Origin of the sequence: Aestuariibaculum sp. YM273 (assembly GCF_030908365.1) — a bacterium.
Taxonomy (GTDB): domain Bacteria; phylum Bacteroidota; class Bacteroidia; order Flavobacteriales; family Flavobacteriaceae; genus Aestuariibaculum; species Aestuariibaculum marinum.
Genome location: NZ_CP133090.1, coordinates 2917515 through 2934938, shown reverse-complemented (window position 1 = coordinate 2934938; position 17424 = coordinate 2917515). Strand labels below are relative to the sequence as shown.

Annotated in this window: 18 protein-coding genes; 5 read left to right on the top strand and 13 right to left on the bottom strand. The window is 34.3% G+C overall.

All coding sequences use genetic code 11. The annotated features are described in order from the left end of the window. Window positions 1–75: 75 nt before the first annotated feature. The 4 genes from RBH94_RS12685 to RBH94_RS12670 all read right to left on the bottom strand — a co-directional run bounded on the left by RBH94_RS12685 (window position 76) and on the right by RBH94_RS12670 (window position 3902). On the bottom strand, window positions 76–414 hold the full coding sequence (locus RBH94_RS12685; RefSeq protein WP_307881235.1) for a DUF2853 family protein: 339 nt from the start codon (window positions 412–414) through the stop codon (window positions 76–78). A 129-nt stretch (window positions 415–543) separates the two neighbouring features. Then, window positions 544–2304, bottom strand: coding sequence for a 2-succinyl-5-enolpyruvyl-6-hydroxy-3-cyclohexene-1-carboxylate synthase (menD, locus tag RBH94_RS12680; RefSeq protein ID WP_307881234.1), 1761 nt, complete (start codon window positions 2302–2304; stop codon window positions 544–546). A gap of 50 nt (window positions 2305–2354) precedes the next feature. Next, complete coding sequence (locus tag RBH94_RS12675) at window positions 2355–3473, bottom strand: chorismate-binding protein (protein WP_307881233.1); 1119 nt, start codon at window positions 3471–3473, stop codon at window positions 2355–2357. 3 nt (window positions 3474–3476) lie between these two features. Beyond that, the gene (locus RBH94_RS12670; RefSeq protein ID WP_188221809.1) at window positions 3477–3902 is read right to left on the bottom strand and encodes a PaaI family thioesterase; all 426 of its coding nucleotides are present in this window, start codon (window positions 3900–3902) and stop codon (window positions 3477–3479) included. 99 nt (window positions 3903–4001) lie between these two features. Here RBH94_RS12670 and RBH94_RS12665 point away from each other — a divergent pair, with 99 nt between their 5' ends. Then, window positions 4002–4574, top strand: a complete 573-nt coding sequence (locus RBH94_RS12665) for a GNAT family N-acetyltransferase (protein ID WP_307881232.1) — start codon at window positions 4002–4004, stop codon at window positions 4572–4574. Here RBH94_RS12665 and RBH94_RS12660 read toward each other — a convergent pair. From RBH94_RS12660 to RBH94_RS12625, 8 genes are all read right to left on the bottom strand, one after another. Continuing rightward, window positions 4551–5159, bottom strand: coding sequence for a Pr6Pr family membrane protein (locus RBH94_RS12660; RefSeq protein WP_307881231.1), 609 nt, complete (start codon window positions 5157–5159; stop codon window positions 4551–4553). The two genes, RBH94_RS12665 and RBH94_RS12660, sit on opposite strands and share 24 nt — an antisense overlap. Before the next feature lie 17 nt (window positions 5160–5176). Continuing rightward, a complete protein-coding gene (locus RBH94_RS12655; protein WP_307881230.1) occupies window positions 5177–5620 on the bottom strand; it encodes a hypothetical protein in 444 nt (147 codons plus the stop codon). Window positions 5621–5632: 12 nt separating this feature from the next. After that, complete coding sequence (locus RBH94_RS12650) at window positions 5633–5983, bottom strand: hypothetical protein (protein WP_307881229.1); 351 nt, start codon at window positions 5981–5983, stop codon at window positions 5633–5635. A 2-nt stretch (window positions 5984–5985) separates the two neighbouring features. Further along, on the bottom strand, window positions 5986–6414 hold the full coding sequence (locus RBH94_RS12645) for an META domain-containing protein (protein WP_307881228.1): 429 nt from the start codon (window positions 6412–6414) through the stop codon (window positions 5986–5988). 149 nt (window positions 6415–6563) lie between these two features. After that, window positions 6564–7565 (bottom strand): aldo/keto reductase, encoded by a 1002-nt coding sequence (locus RBH94_RS12640; RefSeq protein ID WP_307881227.1) that lies wholly within the window; start codon window positions 7563–7565, stop codon window positions 6564–6566. Between the two features lie 61 nt (window positions 7566–7626). After that, on the bottom strand, window positions 7627–8574 hold the full coding sequence (locus RBH94_RS12635) for a nitronate monooxygenase family protein (protein WP_307881226.1): 948 nt from the start codon (window positions 8572–8574) through the stop codon (window positions 7627–7629). A gap of 69 nt (window positions 8575–8643) precedes the next feature. Further along, window positions 8644–9429, bottom strand: coding sequence for an SDR family oxidoreductase (locus RBH94_RS12630; protein ID WP_307881225.1), 786 nt, complete (start codon window positions 9427–9429; stop codon window positions 8644–8646). A 142-nt stretch (window positions 9430–9571) separates the two neighbouring features. Then, on the bottom strand, window positions 9572–10795 hold the full coding sequence (locus tag RBH94_RS12625; protein ID WP_307881224.1) for a class I SAM-dependent rRNA methyltransferase: 1224 nt from the start codon (window positions 10793–10795) through the stop codon (window positions 9572–9574). 168 nt (window positions 10796–10963) lie between these two features. On the opposite strand from RBH94_RS12625, the gene RBH94_RS12620 reads away from it, so the two are divergent. Together RBH94_RS12620 and RBH94_RS12615 are read left to right on the top strand one after the other, a co-directional pair. Then, window positions 10964–11659, top strand: coding sequence for a Crp/Fnr family transcriptional regulator (locus RBH94_RS12620; protein ID WP_307881223.1), 696 nt, complete (start codon window positions 10964–10966; stop codon window positions 11657–11659). A 143-nt stretch (window positions 11660–11802) separates the two neighbouring features. Continuing rightward, the gene (locus tag RBH94_RS12615) at window positions 11803–12540 is read left to right on the top strand and encodes a hypothetical protein (RefSeq protein WP_307881222.1); all 738 of its coding nucleotides are present in this window, start codon (window positions 11803–11805) and stop codon (window positions 12538–12540) included. A gap of 67 nt (window positions 12541–12607) precedes the next feature. On the opposite strand, the gene RBH94_RS12610 is transcribed toward RBH94_RS12615, so the two are convergent. After that, window positions 12608–14641: an adenylate/guanylate cyclase domain-containing protein gene (locus tag RBH94_RS12610; protein WP_307881221.1), complete on the bottom strand. Its 2034-nt coding sequence runs from the start codon at window positions 14639–14641 to the stop codon at window positions 12608–12610. A gap of 140 nt (window positions 14642–14781) precedes the next feature. Between RBH94_RS12610 and RBH94_RS12605 the strand changes: the two genes are divergently transcribed. Both RBH94_RS12605 and RBH94_RS12600 read left to right on the top strand, forming a co-directional pair. Beyond that, window positions 14782–16626: a sigma 54-interacting transcriptional regulator gene (locus RBH94_RS12605; RefSeq protein WP_307881220.1), complete on the top strand. Its 1845-nt coding sequence runs from the start codon at window positions 14782–14784 to the stop codon at window positions 16624–16626. A 186-nt stretch (window positions 16627–16812) separates the two neighbouring features. Next, complete coding sequence (locus RBH94_RS12600; RefSeq protein ID WP_188221797.1) at window positions 16813–17367, top strand: OsmC family protein; 555 nt, start codon at window positions 16813–16815, stop codon at window positions 17365–17367. The last annotated feature ends 57 nt before the right edge of the window (window positions 17368–17424 follow it).

Here is a 17424-nt window from a genome sequence, read left to right as displayed (position 1 = left end):
CTAATAAATATATGACATAAAAAAGCGCTGCAATACATAATTACAACGCTTTTCATTTATATAATTAAGTGTATTCTAATAAACAGATTCTTTACCAAAATGCTTAGTTAGCAAATAATAAACTACAGCTCGGTATTTATTACGGTTAGATTTACCGTATTGTTCCATAACTGCTTCAATACCTGCATCTAAATCCGGACCATCGGTTAAACCTAATTTTTTAATTAAAAAGTTGTTTTTTACCGTTGCTACCTCGGTTTCATCAGATCCGGAAACTGTTGCTGCATCTGCATTATAAATTGCAGGTCCGCACCCAATAGTTACTTTCTTTAACAAATCCATATCTGCATCTACACCACATTTTTCTTTTAAATCGGCAGCATATTTTGCAATAAGCTCATCTCTTTTACTCATAATTAGGTCTTTTATAAATTAATAAATTAGTAGTTCTAAATATACTTAATTTTAAGACACTATAAAAATTGAAAAGTCACATATAACACAGACTTTACAATGAAAGTAATTGTTAACGGATGAGACGACTTATTTTAAAAACTCAAAATAGTTTAATAGAACTTTATCGTTAACCTGCTTTGGCGTAAACACTTCCAGTAATTTAGGCTTTTCACTTTTCTCATAAAACCCTTGTAAAGCATATTCTAAAGAGGTTTCTTCATTAGCTGTAACATAATCTAAACCATACATATCGCAAAGATGTTTTGCCGTAAGATTATGATTAGTCTCAAAATAGGTGTCGAAGTTTTCTGTATCCTTATGCCCTGGAAGAATTCTAAAAATACCACCACCCGTATTATTCACTACTATTATTCTGAAATTAGCGGGTATATAGTTATTCCAAAGCGCATTACTGTCGTAAAAAAAGCTTAAATCTCCCGTTATAAATGTAGTCTGTTTTTCATTAGCTACTGCACAACCCACCGCTGTAGAGGTACTGCCATCAATTCCACTGGTTCCTCGATTACAATACACTTCTAGTGTTTTATTTAACGTAAAGAGCTGCGCATAACGAATAGCAGAACTGTTCCCTATTTGCAATACCGTATGATTAGGAATGGCTTTAAATAAATAATTGAATGCTTTAAAATCACTGAACGGAATTTGTTCTAAGTATTGCTGATGTTTTTCCAAACGGAGTTCTCTTACCTTCATCCAATCGGAATGGTAATGACTCTTAACATAGTGCGTTAATTTTGGTAAAAACGTCTCAAAAAACTGATTTGGAGTTACCTCTAAATGATTGGTTAGACAGAAGAATGTATCATTTGCATCTTTCTTCCCTATGTGCCAATGCTCTCTTGGTTGATACTTGCGTAGAAAAGCTTTAATTTTTTTTGATACAATCAATCCTCCAAAAGTAACCAAAATATCCGGCTGCAATTCTTGCTCTTCTTCAGCTGTTAATGGCGCAATCATTTGATCGATACTCGGAAAAAAGCTATCGTGGTTCAAATTTGAAGTGGTTTCTGTAAACACTATAACGCTATCGTCTTCAGCCAGCTCATCAAGCCATTTTTTTTCAATGGCATTAGGCTGATTTACACCCACCAAAACCATCTTTTTGGTAGCAGCATTCCAGTCTTCCAAACACTTCTGCAGTGTATAACTTTCAATAGTTTTTTGCTTAATTGAAAATTCTGTTACTTTCGGCGCTACACTTAACTTATCTACCGTTTGATACAAGGGTTCATCAAAAGGAATATTAATGTGAACTGGCCCTTGTTTTATGATTGAATGATTTATTGCTACCTGAATTTCCTCTTCGTTGAACGATTGAATATCTTTTTGAAGTCCTAAAAAACGTTCTAATCGGTCTTCCAAATTTTTGAAAATCGGTAAATCTTCATTTCCCGGAAGGTTATTCTCATCCTTCAAATCCAGTTTCAAGTTTGCTGAATAGAGAATATGGTTATCAAAAACATTCTTCTGATTTATAGTTTGTCCGTCACCGATACCAATTAAATGTTTTGGACGATCGGCTGATAACACGACCAACGGAATATTACTGTAAAACGCTTCGGCTACCGCTGGATAATAATTTAAAAGTGCACTACCCGAGGTACATACTACTGCTGTTGGCTTTTGTATTTGTTGCGCAATACCCATAGCAAAAAAAGCAGCACAACGCTCATCTACAACACTGTAACATTTAAAGTATGGGTTATTGGAAAAACCAAGCGTTAAAGGTGCATTTCTACTTCCTGGAGATATTACAATATGTTGAATACCTTTAGCTTTACACAACTCGATTACAGTTTGAGCAAGAGGAATATTTGGGTAAATCATAGCTTTTTAATGAGTATGTAAAAGTAATAATAGCGTAGCAAATACCCTAATTACAGTACATTTTTCATCACCTTAGATTTTGAAACAGTTTCATCCCATTCACTTTCAGCATTTGAATGCGAAGTTATACCACCTCCAACATAGATTATTGCCGTATTATTCTTGATTTGCATACAACGCAAATTCACATACAACTGCGTACTTTTTTTAGGAATGGCATACGCTCTATTTTCTATATTTCTACGTCCAGAACGTGGTTTAACAACAGTTTCTAAATTAAGTTCACCTAAAAATCCTGTGTAGAATTCTCGATTATAGTTTTCGTTTTTTAAGATGAAATCCTTCGAAGCTTGTTTTGGTAAACCGCAAACCGCTGGTGTTGGATGAATAATAGAAATCACATCTTTTAATGCTGAATTTGAATCTAACCGGGCAGAAATTAAAGTACGTAAATGCACCAAGTTACCTGCTTTTACAGTTTCCGTATCAGAAACTTTTAAATAATCTACCGATGGTTTTATACTGTCTACAATAAAATCGGTAACAAACTTTTGTTCTTCTTTTTCTTTATCCTGCCAAGTTACATCAAGTGTTCCGTTGTATTCCTGAGTCCCTGCTAAAGACATGATAGAAAACTGATGCCCTTCAATTTTTATTAAGGTTTCCGGTGTGGCACCAAGCCATAAACCAACTTTAGGATGATACCAACAATACACAAAAGCTAAAGAATAATGATTTAGAAGACTTTTAAAAATTTCTATTGGATTTTGCTCGTGAATTTCTACGGCTTCCTGTCTTGATAAAACCACCTTTTTAAAAGCTGAATCCTTTATTGCTTCAACGCCCTTATTCACCAAATTAATGTGAAACACTTTTTGCTCATCGGTTACCACCGATAGCGGTTTACCGTTAAGTTGCGTTGGAATCACCTCATAATCTGAACATACAATTTTTGAGGCATAATCTATTGGTAATAAAACAGCATCTGAAGCATCATCAAAAGGCGCAAAAACAAAGCCTTTTTCGGTAAAATCTTTAGTTATATGTAAGGCATTGTCTTTTTGTAACAGTCCGGAAATGGAAGCTTCTCCGGGTTTCCGATAAGCAACAAAAGGCAACTTGTCGTTGTATTGGGTTTCAATACAGTTAAAAAAATTAAATAGGGTCATTAACTATCCTTGTTTTGGCAACGAAATGGTAGATAATTTGCAAACAGAAATTAAGTTGTTATCCTCGTCGGTTACTTTGATGTCGAGCAACTGTGTTGTTCTTCCTTTATGAACAAATGTCGCCTTGGCATAAACAAAGCCTTCTCGAATACTTTTTAAATGGTTTGCAGAAATTTCTATACCTCGTACAAAAAACGTTTCAGTATCTATAAATATATGCGAAGCAAAACTCCCTACACTTTCAGCTAAAGCAGCTGTAGCGCCACCATGCAAAACACCATCAGGCTGATGTACGCGAGAGTTTACTGGCATTCGCGCTACTAAAAAATCATCGCCAAAATCTACAACCTCTATTTCTAAGGTTTCCATTAAAGTATTTTTACAAGCCGCATTGGCTTGGGCTATTACATTTTCTTTAGATAATGGCATTTAATATTGTATTTTTATTAGCGCAGGTAAAAATACAAAATGCTAAGGAAAGGCATCAAAAATTAACCTTTAATTAAAATTTTGAATCCTAACACTATTATGAAAGCTCCTTCTCTCGAAAATCATCGTGTAAAACTCTCCTTGTTGGATTTGAGCAATTACAAACATCTTTTAGATATCGCGCAACAACCGAACCTTGTTCAATATTCGCCAAGTAAAATTGATACCCCTGAGGATTTAAAAGATTATGTGCAGACCGCGGTCGATGCCTATTACCATAAATCAGCATTACCCTTTATTATTTTTGACAAACAGACAAATACCTATGCCGGAAGCACGCGATTTGCACTAATAAACTGGCAAAACAAACTTTTACATATTGGCTGGACATGGATTGGAAAAGAATTTCAAGGCAGCGGACTCAATTTGCATATGAAATATTTAATGCTGGAATATGCTTTTGAAACCTTAAAGTTTGATAAAGTTTGTTTTACAGTAGACGAGCGCAACACAAGATCAAGAAAAGCCGTTGAAAAAATAGGTGCTTCGTTAGAAGGTATTTTAAGAAAAGATGTATTAATGCTCGACGGTTTTAAACGAAGTACTTGCTATTATGGAATTTTAAAAGAAGAGTGGCCAGAGATAAAATCAGTTATAATAGCCCAACTTTAAACGTTGTCCTAAACCAATAAACATCGAAAACAACATTAAAAACAACAAACACATTAAGGCGCTATTGATTAGTGTTTGTTGCCAGCCAATTTCCAGAACATTGATAAACGGATACGGGTAAAAACCAGAAAACATACCTCGAACTAAAATATAGATTAAATACACCAACGGATAAACTAACCATTTGGGAATTAACGACCAAACCACATGCTTAGCACCGTCATATAAAAACCAATATAACACCGTTAAAACAGGGATTATACTATGCAATAATTCATCTATTACAATTTGAAACCCTTCGGGTGACCAAACGGGCCTTAATAATATCTGATATACCAAAAAGACTACTGTAATATACACAGCTATAGGTGTTAACCAAGTTTTAAAATCTACCTTTTGTAAGTTTAAATTTTTAGTGGTAAAAAATAAAGCAACTATGGTATTGGTTAGAATCGTGAAATAACTAAAAAACCGAACTATCGTTTCGGTTGAAGACATAGTTTTATTCATCAGCATCAAAACAAACTGCATCAATACAGCAAACCAGCCTAATATCGCAATACTATAAGCTAACCTTGTTTTCATAAGAGGTTAAATAAATATTATTTACAATCCGTAGTTGCTAATGGGGTCTTAGATGTATACTGAATACTATCTCTAAACTTAAACGCAGTACCAGCCTCATTTAGTGCACCAACCCCTTCAATTAAGGTATCTTGCTTTACCAAAAAGGCCACTTCTCGAATACTTTCAATACCTTCTGACATAAATGTGAATGTTCCGAACAGCCTATCACGATACAATCTTCCTCTAAAATTACCGGTACTTTCATCCTTTTCATGATAGCTATATTTTAATCTGCCGAAAACCTCATCACTTACATCTGTAATTTTAAACATTACTGAATTGTCATTATCATTGTAAGCATAACAACCGGTTTTTAACGTTGTTGTATAGTAACCACACCCTTGAAAAGTATGTTCTGTTTCCAGTCCCGTAAATTTATAATTTATCGTTACAGAATAGGGAAACTCCTCTCCCGACATTGCATTAATACACTAACGCTTTGAAATCTGGATAGTTAAATTCACGGCTTCCGTTTCAACTCTATAACGCTTAACATTAGCATCCATCGCACGAACAGGGGCTACATGAGGTGTTGTTATCGTGTCACTCATCATTTTAAATTCAATTTTATTATCTGCTATAGACAATCCCCAAAATGGCTCCGTTCCTGCAGCTATAAAATACGAACCAGACTTAATCGCTTCTGAATTTTCTTCTTTTACTTGAATATCAGCAACATCTATTGCTTCAACCTCTAACGCTTCGGAAGGTTTTGTTTTTTGATTTTTACATGAAAAACATAAGATGACAAAAACTGGAAAATAACACATCAATCTACGCATAACTAAGGTGTTATTTTTTTAAAACGCATCATTGGTAAATCTCCCATCATTAAGTTCAATTTACCATCTGCATCTATGCTGTAGGCTTCAATTTTTTTCATGGTTTTTAAAAACACTGCTTCTCCTCCACCTTCACAAAACATTAAAGTCGATGGTCCGGGCTCTCCAAAAGATAATTTATTACCTTCTAAAGTATAATCGGCTGAATATCCATTACAACCGTTATTCCCCATGACTTTACCGTCTTCTTTATTGAATGTAATTTGAGGTTTTTTATTCGGATAAAGCGCCTCAAAAACTATTCTGGGTCCGGTAACATATTCTAATTCCCATTGTGTATCGAACAATGCTTCGCTGGTAGATTGTGATGTTTTACAAGAAAAAAATAACAGCAGTGAAGCTATACAGAAAGTTAAGGTTAAGTGTTTCATAAGAAAAATAAAATTAATACGTTTCTTACGAAATTAGTTTATTAAACTCTGAATATCAAACGTTTTAACGTATCAAAACATCTTTTAACATAAAAAAACATCGCAGAAATAAACTTGCTACGATGTTTTAGTGTGTTTGAATAGGGTTTTTAATATCCCCCACGAATATAATCGTGAACTTTTTCTTTATATAATTGAGTTAATGACTGATGTAATTCAGGAGATAAGGCATTTAAATTTGATACCTGAGCATTACCAATAACCTGTTGTTTTGAACTCGCTCCAGGAATAATTGTACTTACCGCTTTGTGATCTAAAATCCATCGTAAAGCCAGTTGTACCATAGTCAATTCATCTGGAAGGATATTATCTTTAATAGCATCAACTAATTCCAATCCTTTCTCATAAGGCAATCCTGCAAAAGTCTCCCCTACATTAAAGGCTTGTCCGTCGCGATTAAAATTTCTGTGATCGTCTTCAGCAAAAGTAGTGTTTGCATTAAATTTTCCGGTTAGCAAACCGCTTGCCAATGGTAATCTTACAATTATACCAACACCTTTTTCTTGTGCCTGGGGTAATAATTCGCTTACCAACTTTTGGCGAAATACATTAAAAATAACTTGTAGTGATAATAAACCTTCCTGTTCTAAACAAATCAATCCTTCTTCAACCGTTTCAACGCTTGCTCCAAAATGTTGTATTAAACCTTCTGCTTTTAATTCTCGTAACCATTCAAAAATTTCTCCTTCTTTTAAATATTCCGTTGGGATACAATGTAATTGAAGCAAATCTAAACTATCTACTCCTAATCGTTCCAGGGATTCTTGAACCGTTTTTCGCAATACATCTTTAGTATATTTATCTGGATAAGTATTGGCTGCTCTACCAAACTTAGTAGCTACTCTAATTGGTGTATTACAGGTTTTTAAAAACTCACCGATTAACGCTTCACTTTTTCCATTACCGTAAACATCGGCAGTATCAAAAAAAGTGATGCCGTTTTTTACGGCTTCGTTTAAAATTTCGAACGCAGTTTCTTTTGACAAATCTTGGCCCCAATCGGCTCCCAATTGCCAGCATCCTAATCCAACTTCGCTAACTTCAAAACCATTTTGGCCTAAATAATTTTGGCCTAAATATCTATGTTTCATTATTGTTTAATTTCTAAATTTCTACAAACAAAGTTATAATAAACAATTCAGAAAAAAGACCTTATTCAATTAAGCGTTTTATAATAGATGAAACCGGCAATATTTCATTAGTGTGTGCAATGCTTGGACCTGCAACCCAAACAGTCTTATACGTCGCTTTTGTAGCTGCATTTTTTGTAGCATTCATACCTATTGAAAACCGAATCATTTTCACCCATTTCTTAAGTTTTTTATGTCGATTTAAAACAGCCTCCAACCATGTTGTTTTAGTTCCAATTTTTTTAACATAAGGGGTGTTTATCACAGTACATGGTGTCCCAGAGATACGTTCGGTCATAACAATATCATCTGCCCCATAATCTACACAAGCCTGTTTATATTCGTCCGTAACGTTAGCTTCCTTAGAGGCTATAAACGGACTCCCTACAGATACTCCGGCTGCACCATAACTTAACATCCTGTCTACATCAGCTTTACAACCAACGCCTCCTGCTGAAATCACAGGGATTTTGCATTGCGCCGTTAATAATTTTATAAGGGTTTCAGGCGATAAATCGCCTCGATGGCCCCCTGCTTCGTTATTTACAGCAATAACGGCATCGGCTCCCAAGGCTTCAACTTTCCTGGCGTACTTTAAATCAACCACATCACAAAACACTTTAATTCCTGCTTTATGCGCTTCGGTAATCGTTTCTTCGGGATTACCGAGGGAGGTAATAATAAAGTCACACCCTTCTTCACAAAGCACCTGTAACTGATCTTTGTATTTAATATTCGATTTGTTAACGATTAAATTAAAACCAAAAGAACCTCCTTCTACCTTAGCTTCCTTTAATTCCTTAATAGCTAACCTTAATTCTTCTAAGGTTCGGTAATTAAGTGCAGGAATACATCCTGCAATCCCTTCTTTCATGGCAGCCTTAACCATTGCAGTATTCGACACCAAAAACATGGGTGCTAAAATAATAGGGTGTTTAATATTGAGAAGTTTAGTAAGTTTAGTTGACATTTACTGTTGGTTTTATACAAACATACGAAATATTATGCACGCATAATATTTCGTATGTTAAAACTATAATTATTCAGCGTTACCGTACATATTGGATTCTCCGCCATCAATAGCAATGGTTTGCCCACTTACATAACCATTATCCTCACTAATAAGAAAGGCTACCAACTTACCTACGTCTTGTGGATCACCAAGTGATCTTGTTGGATTACGTTTAGCATATTCTGTTTCGGCTGCCTTTGGGTCTTCTGGATTAACTTGTTTAAAAGCCTCTGCTACCATAGGTGTTAATATGGCACCAGGTGCAATGGCATTAGTTAAAATACCATATTTTCCATATTCTACAGCCGCCTGTTTAGACATTCCTGATACTGCATGTTTACTGGCTACATAAGGCGTTTGATTTAAAACACCACGAATACCTCCAACAGATGCCACATTAACAATACGCCCATAATTTTGTTTTTTCATTACAGGTATTACATAACGTAAGCCATAATAAACTCCCATTAAATTAATATCGATAACTTTTTTAAATACATTTAAATCGTATTCTGTCAATGGTGCTTGTCTTCCCTCGATACCTGCATTATTATACAATCCATCAATTCGTCCAAACTCTTTAACTGCAACATCTACATAGTTTTTAACCTGCTCCTCTTTAGAAACATCGGCTATGACAGATAGAATTTTAATATCGGGGTGTTGATTTTTTAAGCTTTCTACAGTTTCATTTAACTGATTTTCATTAAAATCAACCAAAACCAGATTTGCTTTTCTTTCTGCTAATACTTTTGCAGCAGCTAATCCGAGTCCCATAGCTGCTCCGGTAATAATAATAACTTTGTCTTTCATAATATATTTTTTTCTTCTATAAAATTAGAAAAACAAAGACAAGACTTAAGTTAACATAATACTAAATCCCACCATAAAAAACACTAATTTTAATGCATTTTTTAACGCTACTTTAGTATAGTTTCTGTTTTTAAATTATTATTTAGAATTGATAATATCCACATTTTAAATAAGCGCCTTCTTCAAATCCAATAGGGTGATCGGTATCGTGGTAGGTTTTTAATTTTAAATTATACGGACGATTTACTTTGCTTAAAACTTGCTGATTGATATCGAAAAAAGCTTGCGACGTTACTCGTGATGAACAAGACGCCAAAACCAAAAGCCCTTGTTTTGCAGTCAGTTGTTCTCCTAACTGAGCCAACTGGGCATACTTTTTCTTTGCTAAGTCTATTTCTGAGGCTTGTTTCGCAAAACTCGGTGGATCGATAACCACGACATCAAATGTTACCTTGTTGTCTATAAGTTTTTGAAGTTCCTCAAAAGCATCGCCTGCTATAATTTTATGCTCTCCAGGATAATCGTTAAGCTTTCCGTTTTCGACTGCTATATCTAAAGCCTGCCTACTAATATCTAAACTCGTTACTGAGGTTGCTCCATTGTACAATGCATGAACCGAGAATCCGCCTGCATAACTAAAGACATCTAAAACTGTTTTGCCCTTACTACACTCTCCCACTTGCTTTCTATTAGCACGATGATCTAAGAAATAACCCGTTTTATGTCCTTTAATAACGTTAGCTGAAAACTTTACATTATGTTCTACAAATTCAACCACTTCATTTTCGAGCTTCCCAAAAACTACTTCTCCATTTTCTAAATCATGCAGCTTAGATTGTTCTAAACTTCGGCTTAAACGAATAACAACCGTTTTGGCTTCCGATATTTTTTGAAGACTTGGCACAATACTTTCTAAATAAGGTAACCAGATTTCTGAATAGATCTTCACCACTAAAACTGTATTGTACACATCAGCAATTAGTCCTGGAAAACCATCATTTTCTCCAAACAATAAACGATAACTATTGGTGTTGGTTTGAAGTAATTCGTAACGTTTAGCGAACGCTTCGTTAATTCTATTCTGAAAAAATTCAGCATTTATTTCAGCCTTTTCAAACCCGCTATGCAGCATTTTTATACGTATTGGCGAGTTGCCATCGTAAAGCCCTAAACCAATAACTCTATTTTTACTTTTATCAAAAACAATAGCTAAATCACCCGACTTAGCATCGTCTTTTATCTTTGTTATGTTGTTTGAAAACACCCAAGGGTGCCCTTTTAAAACAAACTGCTCACCTTTTGTATTAAGTTTTACGGCTAATCTGTTTGGCGAATAAGTTGATTTTATTTTTTTTGAAAAGGACATTTGTGTAGTGTATAATTTTCAGACTTCAAAAGTATTTCTTTTAACAATGGGAATAAAACAATTCTAATTAAAAATTGAGATTACTAACCTAAAATTGATTAAATTTGGAATACCCTGAGGTTTTAGCACCTCCCTGATAATCTTTATTAGCATTAACTGTTCACTAACATGGCAAAAGAAAATAAAGATTATATCATCCCTATCCTGAAAGAAAACTCTTTATTCAATGAGATTTCTGATGAACAATTACATGCCTACACGAAAATTTCCACAGTAAAACAATGGCCTAAAAACACCTGTCTGTTAGATGGAGATGGTACGCTATATAACTTTTACATTATTATATCGGGGAAACTAAAACTTTACTATTACAACAAATCTAAAGATCGTAAAATCACTCTTTTTTTATTAGTTAAACATGATGCTTTTGATGTATCGCAACTGTTGAATTTTTCTCACCACAAAGTATACTATGAGACTTTAACAAATGCGAACATACTAACAACAAACTCACTCTTACTAAAACGGTGGATGGCTGATAATCCTGAATTTTATAAATCCTTACTGCAATATACACTTTGTAAACTTAAAGATTTAGAAGCCTATGTTTCCAGTGCTTCTATTGACGATACGTCTACAAAATTGGCAAGGCTTCTTATAAATAACGTCAACCATTCTTCAAATCAAATTGAAAACATAAACAATCTACCTCATAAAGAACTCGCTCAACTTATAGGTACAACCAGAGCCGTTTTAAACCGTCAGATTCAAGTCTTTAAAAAAGAAGGTATCATTGATATTAAAAAGAAAACGATAGAAATAACGAATATGAATCTTCTCCTAGACAAGCTAAACAACCACTGATTTTCAAAACGTTAAACATTTCTTAAATTATGTTAAAATGCTACTTAGGTAGCAAACGACATTGCATAATCGGACTAGTTTTACAGTATAAAATTTTTCTCCCTGAATAATAGTAATAGCAAATTGTTTAATTAAAATCTATTATGATGAAAAATTTTTTACTGGCTTTAACCCTCTTAGGATTAGCCAACCTAAGTTATTCGCAAATCGAGGATCAACGACATACGCTCTATCAAGAGACTAACATGGAAACGCTTTTAATAGGATCTTCTGAGGTTGTATGGAATGAAGCAAATGTTCCAAATACAGGAAGAGAAAGAGAGCCTAATTTTGCAACATCTAGTAAAATTTCAAGTTTTAAAGATAACCTATTAGCTATTTTAAATGATGACTTTATGGTTGATGACAACTATATTGTGGAATCAATAAAAGGGAAATCTTCAATTGCAGAAACAACAAAAAATCATTTAAACGATGAATACCATGAAGCCGTTTCATTATCATCGGATTGTGACCGCATTAGTGTATTAGAAACAATGGTTGCTAATTTTGATATTACGCAACATGAATCTTACAGCGAAAAACCAGATACATTTGAAATAGCCTTTAAAGAAGGTGACGATAAAAACGGTCAAATTAATGCGGTATTTGATTCGGAGGGAAACCTTCTAAGATCGTATGAACGCTTTAAAGATATCAGACTTCCTCGTATTGTGTTAGATGCTATTAATGATGAATATCCTGGTGCTGTTATTAAAACCAACACCTATATAGTTACATACAATGAACAAGCTGGAACAAACAAAATTTACAAGGTAAAAATAGATGCAAACGGTAATAAAAAATCTTTGAAGTTAGATAGTAATGGTAAGTTTATTTAATATTTTATTTGAATTAGTCACCTAAAAGCGTAATCGATATTGTAAATTGCGCTTTTAATTTTTAAAACTATTTTACTTTACTCAACAAAGCCTGAAATCTTGGTTCTTCCCTTAAAGGTTTAAACCTTATATCCTGCTTCAATCCCCAAAAGAAAAGTCCTTGTCCTCCTACTTCATAATCTTTTTCTAACCAGGTTAAAGCATTCTCAACATCTCCTAACCCCATATAAATGGTTGCAATCATAAAAGGTGGCACATAAACCATTTTGTTTTTGTTCAGCTGGTATTCTAAAATGTCTTGGGCTTTTTTGCGTTCGCCAATCATACCATAAGCGTATCCTAACATCCAATTGGTATTAGAAGCAACACTTCTGGATGTATAAAGCTCTATAGCTTCATGATATTTTCCTAAACCGGTTAAATTTGTGGCCTTCATCCATACCAGCATATTATTATTTGGAAACATTTTTAAGGATTCATCCATTTTATCAATCGCTTTTTGATATTCACCAAGATAATAATAGTGCTGTCCCATATCGCCTATATATTTGGAGGACAAAGGGTCTAATTTAATTACCTTATTAAAGTTCTCCTCCATCAATTTCAGATTTCCTTCAAACGCATAAATCCATGCCAATTTATCATAAGCGTTTACATAACTTGGGTTAATTTCAATCGCCTTTTTCAAGTAAAGTATCGCTGTTTCTCTTTGGTATTTGTAATAACTAATGGCTCCCAAGGCCCCGAAAGTCCCTCCATCATTTGAATTAATTGCTAAAGCCTTTAACGCAGGTATAGATGCCTGTTCCAACATTTTTTTTGGAGATTCTCTTCCCCAGAAAATATATTCAAGATAGGTTTCTGCCAAACCAACATAGGCTCGACAAAAATTAGGATCAATCTCTGTGGCACGCTTAAATAGTTGCTCTGCTTTTTTAAGCTCCTCGACTTTCCCTCCTCCTCTGTGTAAATACATTTGACCTTCTTTAAACACACTGTAGGCTTCGGGATTATTTGTGGGTAAACTATTTAAACGAGATTCCTCAGTTTCACTCAATCTAATTTTAAGCGCATTAGCTATATCTTTTGAAACATCAGTCTGCAACTTAAATATTTGCACCATCGTATTATCGTAATTATTGGCCCATAAATTTTTATTACTGGCGGCATCTACCAAATTGGCATTGATACGGACCTGATTATCATTAACACGTACACTTCCTTCGAGAATATAATTTACATCTAATTCCTTTGCTATTTGTTGAATAGACTTTTCGGTTCCTTTGTAGTGCATAGCCGATGCTCTAGAAATAACTTGTAAATGCTGGATTTTAGAAAGGTGGGTTATTATATCATCGGTAACACCATCGGTAAAAGACTCGGAATTATTATCTAAATTCACACTGTTAAATGGTAGTACAGCAATTGTTAATTCATTTAATTGATGACCGTTACTGGTTTGCTGTCTGGTTATTAATAATGTGGCAATAAAAGCCAACAACACAAAAAGTAAAACAGCTGCTTTTCTCTTAAAACTTTTGAAGGATTTCCCTATACGCTCTTCGGTTTTTCCATTTATTTCAGATAAATTCGGCACAACAATCCCTTCATTTGCTATTGCAAAAACCGGCATGGTTTGATTCACATTTTTAAATTCGAAAACATCAAGATATTTAGTTTCAAATTCACTTTGGTTTCTTAAATCATCGTTAATCTTACCTGAAACCAAGATGCTTCCTGCAACAGCCAAAGATTCAATTCTTGACGCCACATTTACGGCATCTCCAATAATATCAGTTTCCGTTTTAATAATATCTCCAAGATGAATTCCTATACGAACCGGAATAACAGGGCTTTGCTGAAAATACTGCTGCATTTTAATAGCACAGTTAACTGCCGCTATCGAACTTTTAAAAACACTTAATGTGCCATCTCCGTAATACTGAATTAATTCACCTTCACACTCTTTGGTCGACATATTAAACACTTCACGGTGCTTTTGACGTATGTGCACAGCTTGTTTTTCATCCTTCTGCATTAAGGCTGTATACCCTTCAATATCGGTAAACATTATTGCTACAAGTTGTCTTGACTGTGCCATTTTATCGTAATAGATAAAAGTTTAATACACTAATTTAAAACTTTATCTTTTAAAATAATACATTTCACATAATTAACTCATAAACAGAATTGTATATTGATAATTATTTATATTTATAGTTATAGAACAATATCATCTTAATGCCGGACACTTTTAAAAATAACGTTTCTGAATTCCTAACCGGTGTTCCTTTTTTTACAGAGGTTTCCAGACCTTCACTAGACAACCTCTGCAAATCATCAAAAACAGAAACCTATTTAAAAAATGAAAGCATTTTAACCAAAGGGGATGTTGGTGACTCTATGTATGTTATTCTTGAAGGACATGTTAAAGTACATGAAGGCAGCCATATTTATTGTTTTCTTAAAGCTGGAGAATGTTTTGGTGAATATGCTTTAATAGACGACCAAAGGCGTTCTGCTTCGGTTACCACGGTTGAAAAAACAAACGTTTTAATAATAGACCGAAAAAACTTCGTTAACCTAATAAAAATAGACACCGGTTTTGCCAACGGTATTTTATCGGTTTTAATTAAACGCCATCGTGAATTAGACATCATCCAAGAACGTTTAGCCAGCTCTAAAAAAGACATTGAAATCGCTCATTCTAAAATGAGTGGCCTTATTAATGGTGCTATGGATGCCATTATTATGTTTAATCAGAATTTTAAAATCATTTTAACCAATCCCTCAGCTAACAAAATGCTGGAAAACGACGATGTATTACAACGAAATGTCCTGTTTTTTTTCGACGACGATAGCGCCGATTTAATTGAAACCATAGTTAGCAATGAAATTGATAATAATACCATAAACCAATTCCTGCCACAGATTATTAAAGTCATTGGATCAAATGATACCGAAACTTTAAATGAAGGCACCATAAGTAAGTATGGTGTTGAAAACGAGTATTATTACACTTTAATTTTAAGAAATACCGAAGACCGCATTCGAGCTGAAAACAAAATCAATCAGCTCACTAATCAAACGCAATATTTAGAAGAAGAAATACAAGAACTTACCAGTGGTTATGGCATTATAGCCGAAGACCAAAGTATGAAAACAGTTTTAAACCTTATTCATCAGGTTGCAAAAACTAATGCCACAGTATTAATTCATGGTGAAACAGGAACAGGAAAAGAACTTGTTGCCAGGGCGATACATAAAGAAAGTGACCGAAGCGATAAACCACTCATTAAAATTAATTGCGGTGCTATTCCTGCTAATCTTATAGAAAGTGAATTGTTTGGTCATGAAAAAGGTGCTTTTACGGGAGCAACAGCCAGTAGGAAAGGACGTTTCTTATTGGCTGACAAAGGCACTATATTTTTAGATGAAATAGGAGAAATGCCTTTAGAACTTCAACCCAAACTTTTAAGGGTTATACAAGAAGGAGAATTTGATCCGGTTGGCAGCTCTGAAACCATTAAAGTTGACGTACGCATAATTGCGGCAACTCATCGAAACCTGAAAACTTTTGCCAAAGAAGGTAAGTTTAGAGAAGATTTATATTATCGCCTAAATGTTTTTCCTATTGAAGTTCCAGCTTTAAGAAGCCGTGGCGCGGATGTTGTGTTAATAGCACAGGAGATGGCTAACCAGTTTTCAAAAAAAATGGGAAAACTACCTATGACCTTATCTGAAGCCGATAAATCCTTACTTATTAGTTACAATTGGCCCGGGAATGTTCGTGAACTTCAAAACCTGATAGAACGTGCGGTTATTGTGTCTAAAAACAAAATCCTTAATCTACAGAGTATTATTCCTCTTCAAATTAATGAAGAAACTAAAGCAACAAAAACCATTCAGGATAAAATTTATACCGCTGAGGAATTATCAGCATTGGAAAAATCAAATATTCTTAAAGCCCTTAAACAAACCAGATGGAAAATATCTGGTGAAAACGGTGCTGCATCTCTTTTAAAAATCCCTCCTACCACTCTGGCATCAAAAATTAAAGCTTTTGGCATAGAACGACCTGTGTAAATTAACGAAATATCGTAAATATACTAACGAAATATCGTAAATACACGATTTTCAGTTAGTTAACCTCGAATCACAAAAGTATATAAATCATTGATTTTCAATATTTTAAATAGTTTGGCACGCCAAATGCATTTACTATGGCAACGAAACAATTATTCAAATTAATCAATTTAAAATTTAGAAAACATGATTACAACAGCAAATGTAAAAAACGGAGTAAACGTAGATCAATTAGTAGAAACTATTGGAGCAGTTCAACAAAATCCGGAATTAGCAAAATTCCAGTTCCGATCTAAAAACAACTGGATTGATGGCGGGCACTGTGTGTCAAGCATCAAAGAATTTTATGGTGTCGGACAAGAAGATACCACGCGTCAAGAAACTTTCACTATGGAATGTGATCACCCTAATGTCTTATTAGGTAACGATACAGCGGCTACCCCACCAGAAGTTGTATTACACGCTTTAGGATCGTGTTTAACAGGCGCTATGGTTTACCATGCTGCTGCAAATGGTATTACCATTGAAGGAGCCGAATCGTCTTTAAAAGGAGATATTGATTTACACGGGTTTTTAGGATTAGATCCTGAAGTTAGAACTGGATTCGACGGCATCACCTTTACTTTAAAAGTAAAGTCTGATGCTACGGCTGAACAATTAGAAAACCTTGCCAAATTCTCTCCAGTATTCGACATGATTACTAACCCTACGCCTGTTAAAATAGAAATTGTAAAACAATAGTCTATTAAAAAAATGGCTACTAAAAACTAACCGGTAGCCATTTTTTATCACTTAATT

Coding starts and splice junctions, on each gene's coding strand:
- RBH94_RS12630 (WP_307881225.1), bottom strand. CDS start 9,429: ATGAAAGACAAAGTTATTATTATTACCGGAGCAGCTATGGGACTCGGA.
- RBH94_RS12640 (WP_307881227.1), bottom strand. CDS start 7,565: ATGAAACATAGATATTTAGGCCAAAATTATTTAGGCCAAAATGGTTTT.
- RBH94_RS12685 (WP_307881235.1), bottom strand. CDS start 414: ATGAGTAAAAGAGATGAGCTTATTGCAAAATATGCTGCCGATTTAAAA.
- RBH94_RS12645 (WP_307881228.1), bottom strand. CDS start 6,414: ATGAAACACTTAACCTTAACTTTCTGTATAGCTTCACTGCTGTTATTT.
- RBH94_RS12600 (WP_188221797.1), top strand. CDS start 16,813: ATGATTACAACAGCAAATGTAAAAAACGGAGTAAACGTAGATCAATTA.
- RBH94_RS12660 (WP_307881231.1), bottom strand. CDS start 5,159: ATGAAAACAAGGTTAGCTTATAGTATTGCGATATTAGGCTGGTTTGCT.
- RBH94_RS12675 (WP_307881233.1), bottom strand. CDS start 3,473: ATGACCCTATTTAATTTTTTTAACTGTATTGAAACCCAATACAACGAC.
- RBH94_RS12635 (WP_307881226.1), bottom strand. CDS start 8,574: ATGTCAACTAAACTTACTAAACTTCTCAATATTAAACACCCTATTATT.
- RBH94_RS12610 (WP_307881221.1), bottom strand. CDS start 14,641: ATGGCACAGTCAAGACAACTTGTAGCAATAATGTTTACCGATATTGAA.
- RBH94_RS12670 (WP_188221809.1), bottom strand. CDS start 3,902: ATGCCATTATCTAAAGAAAATGTAATAGCCCAAGCCAATGCGGCTTGT.
- RBH94_RS12625 (WP_307881224.1), bottom strand. CDS start 10,795: ATGTCCTTTTCAAAAAAAATAAAATCAACTTATTCGCCAAACAGATTA.
- RBH94_RS12655 (WP_307881230.1), bottom strand. CDS start 5,620: ATGTCGGGAGAGGAGTTTCCCTATTCTGTAACGATAAATTATAAATTT.
- RBH94_RS12605 (WP_307881220.1), top strand. CDS start 14,782: ATGCCGGACACTTTTAAAAATAACGTTTCTGAATTCCTAACCGGTGTT.
- RBH94_RS12620 (WP_307881223.1), top strand. CDS start 10,964: ATGGCAAAAGAAAATAAAGATTATATCATCCCTATCCTGAAAGAAAAC.
- RBH94_RS12650 (WP_307881229.1), bottom strand. CDS start 5,983: ATGCGTAGATTGATGTGTTATTTTCCAGTTTTTGTCATCTTATGTTTT.
- menD (WP_307881234.1), bottom strand. CDS start 2,304: ATGATTTACCCAAATATTCCTCTTGCTCAAACTGTAATCGAGTTGTGT.
- RBH94_RS12615 (WP_307881222.1), top strand. CDS start 11,803: ATGATGAAAAATTTTTTACTGGCTTTAACCCTCTTAGGATTAGCCAAC.
- RBH94_RS12665 (WP_307881232.1), top strand. CDS start 4,002: ATGAAAGCTCCTTCTCTCGAAAATCATCGTGTAAAACTCTCCTTGTTG.